This window comes from Colwellia sp. BRX10-1, from assembly GCF_014077545.1.
Lineage (GTDB): Bacteria > Pseudomonadota > Gammaproteobacteria > Enterobacterales > Alteromonadaceae > Colwellia_A.
Genome location: NZ_JACGWC010000055.1, coordinates 1 through 3,050, shown reverse-complemented (window position 1 = coordinate 3,050; position 3,050 = coordinate 1). Strand labels below are relative to the sequence as shown.

Here is a 3,050-nt window from a genome sequence, read left to right as displayed (position 1 = left end):
ATGCAAAAAGTGTGGTGTTAAACTTACCTAACAAGCACTTCAAACGGAACAAAAACAGTTGGTTAGGTTCCGCTTCGCTTCACATTTTAACCAACAATTTTTGTCCGCTTAAGTGGGCGTTATGTGTTTTTATGAATTGTATCAATTGTAAAGCTAGTTTTAATTTAGAGTTCGCATTATCGAATAGCGTATTTAGTTGGCCAGAGATGAAAACTATCTGGTATGTATGCCCAGACTGTAATAAAGGTAATCATATTAGATTCAATAGTAAGAAAGTTGAATTAATAAAAAGTGTCACAAATAATGGCACTTCATGGGAAACGGTTCATGATTATTTCGAACCAACTATAGATGTACGCATCGACTCAAAGTATTTGCACGTTTGGTTTAATGGCAAGCATTTTGAAATCGAAAGTCGAGTGTAATCAACACATAACAAGACGTTCAAACGGACAAAAAACAGTTGGCTGTTTCACTCCGTTCACAATTTTAGCCAACAATTTTTTGCCGCTTAACGTGGCGTTATGTGTAAACTGAACTGGAGAGTCACTTGAAAGCTCATGAACTCTTACTTATTTTCAAGCGCAGGCTAGAAATGCAACTAGATGGTTCAACTAACCCACCAATTAATGTTAAAGAATATACAGAGCTAGTAGTGAATGAACTCAATGGTATCGATCCTAATGAAGAATTAGAAATTGATGTTTCAAAACATAATGAAGTTAAAATTATCGTTTTGAGTACCGGTGAAATTATTATTAAAAGAGTTAATTACACATAACAAGCCACTCAAGCAGGACAAATAACAGTTGGTTTTGTTCGCTTCGCTCTCTATTATAACCAACTATTATTTGCCTCTTAGTGGGGCGTTATACGTAAATGCCCTAGTCTGCATGGTTATCCAATATCCAGGAGGAACGATTTGAAAAATATATTCATAAAATCTGTAAAGCGCATGTGGCCATTATCTTTGGTGCTTATTACTATAGGTATTTATAAGTTCATATCAAATTATTCAACTCCATTGGATACTGAAGGCTTTATTCGTGTATCACTAGGCTTTCTAATATTAGCTCTAACTCCACCTGTCCTTGTAGCAGTAGTTGTCTATTTTGATAAAAGTAGTGATTAACCCTTTTTACGTATAACAAGCCATTCAAGCAGGACAAATAACAGTTGGCTATTTGCTCCTTCGTCGCTTATTTTAGCCAACTATTATTTGCCTCTTAATGGGGCGTTAGGCAGTTCAGAAGTTTGGAGTCGAAAATAGATAATGGAGAACATCAAAATGTTAGTAATCAAGGACGAAGAAAATGAATTGCCAATACCGCAGGTATGGCGAGATGTTTTTTGCCAAATTGCAAAAGTACTCTCAAAAAAAGATTACCTAGTCAATTCTACTATACCTAACGTGCCGTCATTAAGTCTTGATGATTCAAAATATATCGAAGATAACATCGAATCCTATGGTGAAGAATTAACTGAATTACCAGCTGAAACATGGGACTCTTCAATTTACCTTTGGATGGGAAGTCATTGGGATGTGATTATAGACCTTTGGACTTTAGGTGAAGGTCGAAGTGATTTAGTATTATCTGCAAAAGTATATGAAACCAATAATGAATATAAATTTAAGATAGAAATGGTATACGTACCTTAGGTGCACAAACTGCCTAACAAGGCGTTCAAACGGACAAAAAACAGTTGGCTGTTTCACTCCGTTCACAATTTTAGCCAACAATTTTTTGCCGCTTAACGTGGCGTTATAAGGTATGAGGATGTTCAGTGTAATCCGCAATTTATTTAAGCGTAAACCTATGTGGTATTCTCCTGAAGATCCCACACCTCGCGTTAAATGCGAATGTTGTGAGTACATTAGTATTGCTGAGAGTGGAAATTACTTGATTTGTCCAGTTTGCTTCTGGGAAGATGAAGGCACCGGTTGGGAATTAGATGAACCTTCTGGTGCAAATCATGGTTTAACTATCAGACAAGGTCGGGAAAATTTCCATAAATATGGTGCTTCCGAATCGAAGATGGTTAAGAACGTCATATCGGTTGAAGAACGAAATAACTATGAATATCGACCGGATGAAAATACCTTATAACAAGTCATTCAAAAGGACAAAAAACAGTTGGTTTTTGCTCCTGCGTCGCTTATTTTAACCAACTATTTTTTGCCTCTTAATGAGGCGTTATATGGCTCTCAGGGTTTAGATGATAATAAATGGTCGTGAGTTCACATTCCAAGTTGCTAGCGATATAGAGCGTAACGGAATTGGCGTTGAGTTAAACGAATTAAAAGATGGCAAAGATTTTTTTGTTGCTGAAATATTTCGTAATGACTCCAAGAAAGAAGTTCAGTTTACTTCTATGGAAGCTGAATTACCTTATGATGTAATATTAAAACTTCAGCAAGTATTTGAGGCTGAAATACCAAAAGATTATCAAGAGTAACAGCCATATAACAAGGCGTTCAAACGGACAAAAAACAGTTGGCTGTTTCACTCCGTTCACAATTTTAGCCAACAATTTTTTGCCGCTTAACGTGGCGTTATAGCTACCTAGTTTTTGGAGTATGACTTGAGTCAGGATGACAAAGCAGAATATAAATATAAGGAGCCATTAAGGACTATTTTAATGGTAATAATTCTCGTGTTTCTTTCTGGTATTGGCCTTTTTGCCAACCTGAAAATAATGAGTCCAAATGAACATTCGATATTTTTTAGTTTGGGTGAATTTGAGAGACTTGGTGTGTTTATTCTAATAATGGCAAGCCTCATTTTTCTTGTAGCTAAACCGTTGTTAAGGCTTGTTCTAGCTCAGCGAAAGTAGCAATAACAAGTCATTAAAGCAGGAAAATTTACAGTTGGCTGTTTTCACTGCGTTCAACATTTTAGCCAACTATAAATTTCCTCTTAATGAGGCGTTATATGCAAAGGATATGTATGAGAACATCCATTTTTTTAGTCGCCTTATTACTAAGTAGTTGTTCAGGTAAACAGGTTGGGCACATCTTCTTCGAGGGGATTACAAATAGTGATCTTGGC

Annotated in this window: 5 protein-coding genes; all 5 read left to right on the top strand. The window is 36.1% G+C overall.

Features of this window, described 5'->3' with window-relative positions; all coding sequences use genetic code 11:
- On the top strand, positions 1–425 hold a 425-nt coding region (locus tag H4J75_RS19420; protein WP_220465371.1), incomplete at its 5' end, for a hypothetical protein.
- Positions 426–550: 125 nt separating this feature from the next.
- The gene (locus H4J75_RS19415; RefSeq protein ID WP_182223026.1) at positions 551–781 is read left to right on the top strand and encodes a hypothetical protein; all 231 of its coding nucleotides are present in this window, start codon (positions 551–553) and stop codon (positions 779–781) included.
- Between the two features lie 507 nt (positions 782–1,288).
- The gene (locus H4J75_RS19410; protein ID WP_182223025.1) at positions 1,289–1,660 is read left to right on the top strand and encodes a hypothetical protein; all 372 of its coding nucleotides are present in this window, start codon (positions 1,289–1,291) and stop codon (positions 1,658–1,660) included.
- Between the two features lie 118 nt (positions 1,661–1,778).
- Complete coding sequence (locus H4J75_RS19405) at positions 1,779–2,108, top strand: CPCC family cysteine-rich protein (protein WP_182223024.1); 330 nt, start codon at positions 1,779–1,781, stop codon at positions 2,106–2,108.
- A 109-nt stretch (positions 2,109–2,217) separates the two neighbouring features.
- Complete coding sequence (locus H4J75_RS19400; protein WP_182223023.1) at positions 2,218–2,457, top strand: hypothetical protein; 240 nt, start codon at positions 2,218–2,220, stop codon at positions 2,455–2,457.
- Positions 2,458–3,050: the final 593 nt, after the last annotated feature.